At 72.9% G+C, this 2,971-nt stretch carries 5 protein-coding genes; all 5 read right to left on the bottom strand.

The features are described from left to right. On the bottom strand, window positions 1-634 hold a 634-nt coding region (locus B4M60_RS09310; RefSeq protein WP_291082670.1), incomplete at its 3' end, for a Dyp-type peroxidase. Continuing rightward, complete coding sequence (locus B4M60_RS09305) at window positions 627-1,214, bottom strand: copper chaperone PCu(A)C (RefSeq protein WP_291082667.1); 588 nt, start codon at window positions 1,212-1,214, stop codon at window positions 627-629. The genes B4M60_RS09310 and B4M60_RS09305, both read right to left, overlap by 8 nt. Window positions 1,215-1,281: 67 nt before the next feature. Beyond that, window positions 1,282-1,938, bottom strand: a complete 657-nt coding sequence (locus tag B4M60_RS09300) for a hypothetical protein (RefSeq protein WP_291082664.1) — start codon at window positions 1,936-1,938, stop codon at window positions 1,282-1,284. A gap of 34 nt (window positions 1,939-1,972) precedes the next feature. Next, complete coding sequence (locus B4M60_RS09295; protein WP_291082661.1) at window positions 1,973-2,470, bottom strand: NUDIX hydrolase; 498 nt, start codon at window positions 2,468-2,470, stop codon at window positions 1,973-1,975. A gap of 119 nt (window positions 2,471-2,589) precedes the next feature. Next, window positions 2,590-2,971: hypothetical protein (locus tag B4M60_RS09290; protein WP_291082658.1), on the bottom strand; the 382-nt coding region annotated here is incomplete at its 5' end.

Here is a 2,971-nt window from a genome sequence, read left to right as displayed (position 1 = left end):
TCTGCTCGGCCACGCCCCGGACCCCGGAGGCCAGCACGCGCGCGGCGTGCGAGACCACCGGGGCGTCGTCGGCGCAGATCTGCAGCAGCAGGTCCCCCTCCGACCACCGGTCCTCGAGCCTGTCGATCTGCGGGAACGCCGGCAGCTGCCGCAGCCACGATGGCCGCTTCTCCGGCATCCCGATGAGGTCGAACAGCCGTGGACCGAGCCCGATCGTCACGGTGAGCCGGGCCGGGTCCTCCGCCAGCTCGGGCTCGAGGTCCGCCAACCCCCCGCGACCGGAGGTGAGCCGGGCGGCGTCCTGCGACCACGCCCGCAGGACGCCCTGGATCTCGGCCCGGGTCGCGCCCGGGACGATGTCGAACCCCACGAACGCGGCGTGCGATTGCGGCGGCGTGGTGATGCCGGACTGCCGCGGGCCGTAGAACGGCTCCGTGGCGGCCCCCACGGCACGCGAGTCCGCGACGGTCTTCCAGTCCGGGCCCGCCTCGTCGTCGTCCAGGGCGCCCCGTCCCGCGTATCCGACGAGGCCGCCGGCCACGCCGCCCCCCACCACGGCGGCGACGCCGCCCGTGAGGACCGATCGCCGGGACGGGCCGCGCGTGGTGGAGTCCGCGCGGACCGGGTCAGCCATCCTGGTTCATACCGCCGACGTAGTCCTCCTGGCCGCCCTGGAAGTCGCGCGCGGAGACGGTGATGGCCTGCTCGGAGCCGTCGGCGAACTCCAGGGTCAGGTCGATCGACTGCCCGGTGGTGACGGGCTCGGTCAGGTCCATGAGCATGATGTGGTTGCCGCCGGGCTGCAGGACCAGCTCGCCGCCGGCGGGGATGACGAAGCCGTCCTGCTTCTCCCGCATCATCATGCCGCTGCCGCCGGGGACGGTCTCGTGCAGTTCCTGGCGCGTGCCGATGTCGCTGGACACGCCGACCAGGTGAACGTCCTCGGAGCCGGGGTTGGTGATGAGGCCAAAGACCCCTGTCATCTTCTGATCGGTGGCCTTGGCCCAGCCGTCGGAGAACTCGACGACCCGTCCGGTGGCGTCGTCGGCGATCCTGGCGGCGTCCTCGGCGGCCTTGTCCGCGGCGGAGCCGACGACGGACGTGGCGGAGGAGACGGCCTCGGTGGCCTCGTCGCCGGAGCCGCAGGCGGTCACGGTGACGGCGAGGGCGAGGGCTGAGGCCGCGGCGAACGCGGCGCGGGTGTTCTTGCGCATGACTGAGTCCTTACGTGGTGTGTGGGGTCGCCCGGCGGCGGGAGCGCGCGCCGGTGCGGAGATGAGGTCACACAGCCACGGGTGGAGCCCGCGTACCTCCGCCGCCGAGGAGGAACCGTCCGCGCGGGGCGGCGGCGTCGTAGGAGGGGATGACGGGGGCGACGACGACGAGGTGGGCGGTCGCCGGCAGCGGCGTCACCCGCGCCGCCACCCAGGCCAGAGCCCCGGACAGGATCGCCACCAGGGCGAGCGTGGCCAGGATCGCCGCCGCGTGCGCGCCCAGCATCCCCGGGGAGAGCAGGGCGGCAGGCGAGGTGGCCGCGTCGAGGGCCGCGCCGTCCATCGCGGCCCGGACGGCCGCAGGGTCGGTGACGTGATGCCCGATCGCCCCGGCCGCAGTGCCGGTCGGCGTCGAGTGCGCCGCGGCGCCGTGAGCGTGACCGGTGACCAGGGCCAGGTGGACGAGCCCCTGCCCGGCGATCAGCCCGCTCGCCGCCACCGCCATCGGGGCGCGGGTCCGGGCGAGGGTCGCGGTCACGACGCCCACTGCCGCGCTCGCGGCCACCACGAGCAGGATCTGGCCGGTCTCGGGGGATCCTGCGCCGGGGCCGGCGGCCAGCCCGTGGGCGCTGATGCCGAACACCCCACTGACCATCGCCACGATCGTCCCGACCAGCGCGGTCACCACGGGTGTGACCTCTGCGCGGAGACGGTCGGCGGACATGAGGTCGATTCTATGCCCCGGGGGGTGTTCGGATCTACTCGCCGGTCGCCGATTCGGGGGTGAGCTCCATCCGCGCGCGATCCTCGTCCGCGAGGCCCGCCTCAATCCGGGCGAGCATGTGGGGGCGCATCTCGGGCAGGTCGTCCACGGCGAACCATCGCACGTCGGTGTTCTCGCCGTCGGCCGGATGCGGCTCGCCGCCGAGGTAGGTGCAGGCGAAGGTGTGGTCGAGATACTGGGCGCGGTCTCCGTTGCCGTAGGTGACCATGCGGGAGACGCCGATCGAGGCGACGCGGTCCACGCGGATGCGGACTGCCGCTTCCTCCCACGACTCCCGCATCGCCGTCTCCGCGGGGTGTTCACCCGGGTCGACGATCCCTGTGACGGGGGTCCACCAGCCATTGTCGGCGCGCCGGACCAGCAGCACGTTCGCGCGGTCGGCGTCGCGGATGACGGCGGTCGCCCCGGCCAGCCAGAGCGGCGCGGTCCCCACATGTCTGCGGAGTTCCAGGACGAAGTCGGGGACGCTCATGGCCCCGAGCGTATCGGCACGGCGGAAATGGGCGATCCCCCGCCGACCATGTGGTCAGCGGGGGATCGCGTGGAGCCTGATCAGTTCATCGCCCGGTCAGACCGGACTGCGAACCGAGCTCAGGGAGCGGGCTGCTCCTCCGGCTGGCACTCTTCCTGCTTCATGGAGCCATTGTCCTTGAGGAAGTTGATGGCCTCCGGCGGCAGGGTGCAAACGATCCCCAGGTTGATCTCCGGGAGCGGCGGGAGCTGGACCTGGCCGGAAACGACCAGCCCGATGCCGATGCCGGCCACGGCGAGCGAACCGAGCGCCAGGAGGGACCCGGTGTCGGAGCCCGTCTCGCCGGAACCGGTGGAGCCGCCGATGGTGATGTCGCCCGAACCGAGCTGCGAGGAGCCGGCGGCGAGAGTAGCGATGATGCTCTCGAGCGAGCCACCGTCAAGCGACTCAGAGTCGGAAGCGGTGCCCAGCGACTCCGTGTCGGAACCCGTGCCCAGCGAC

This window comes from Dietzia sp. UBA5065, assembly GCA_002415925.1.
Classification (GTDB): Bacteria; Actinomycetota; Actinomycetes; order Mycobacteriales; family Mycobacteriaceae; genus Dietzia.
The sequence above is the reverse complement of the archived record's forward strand: the minus strand, read 5'-3'. Positions and strand labels throughout refer to the sequence as shown.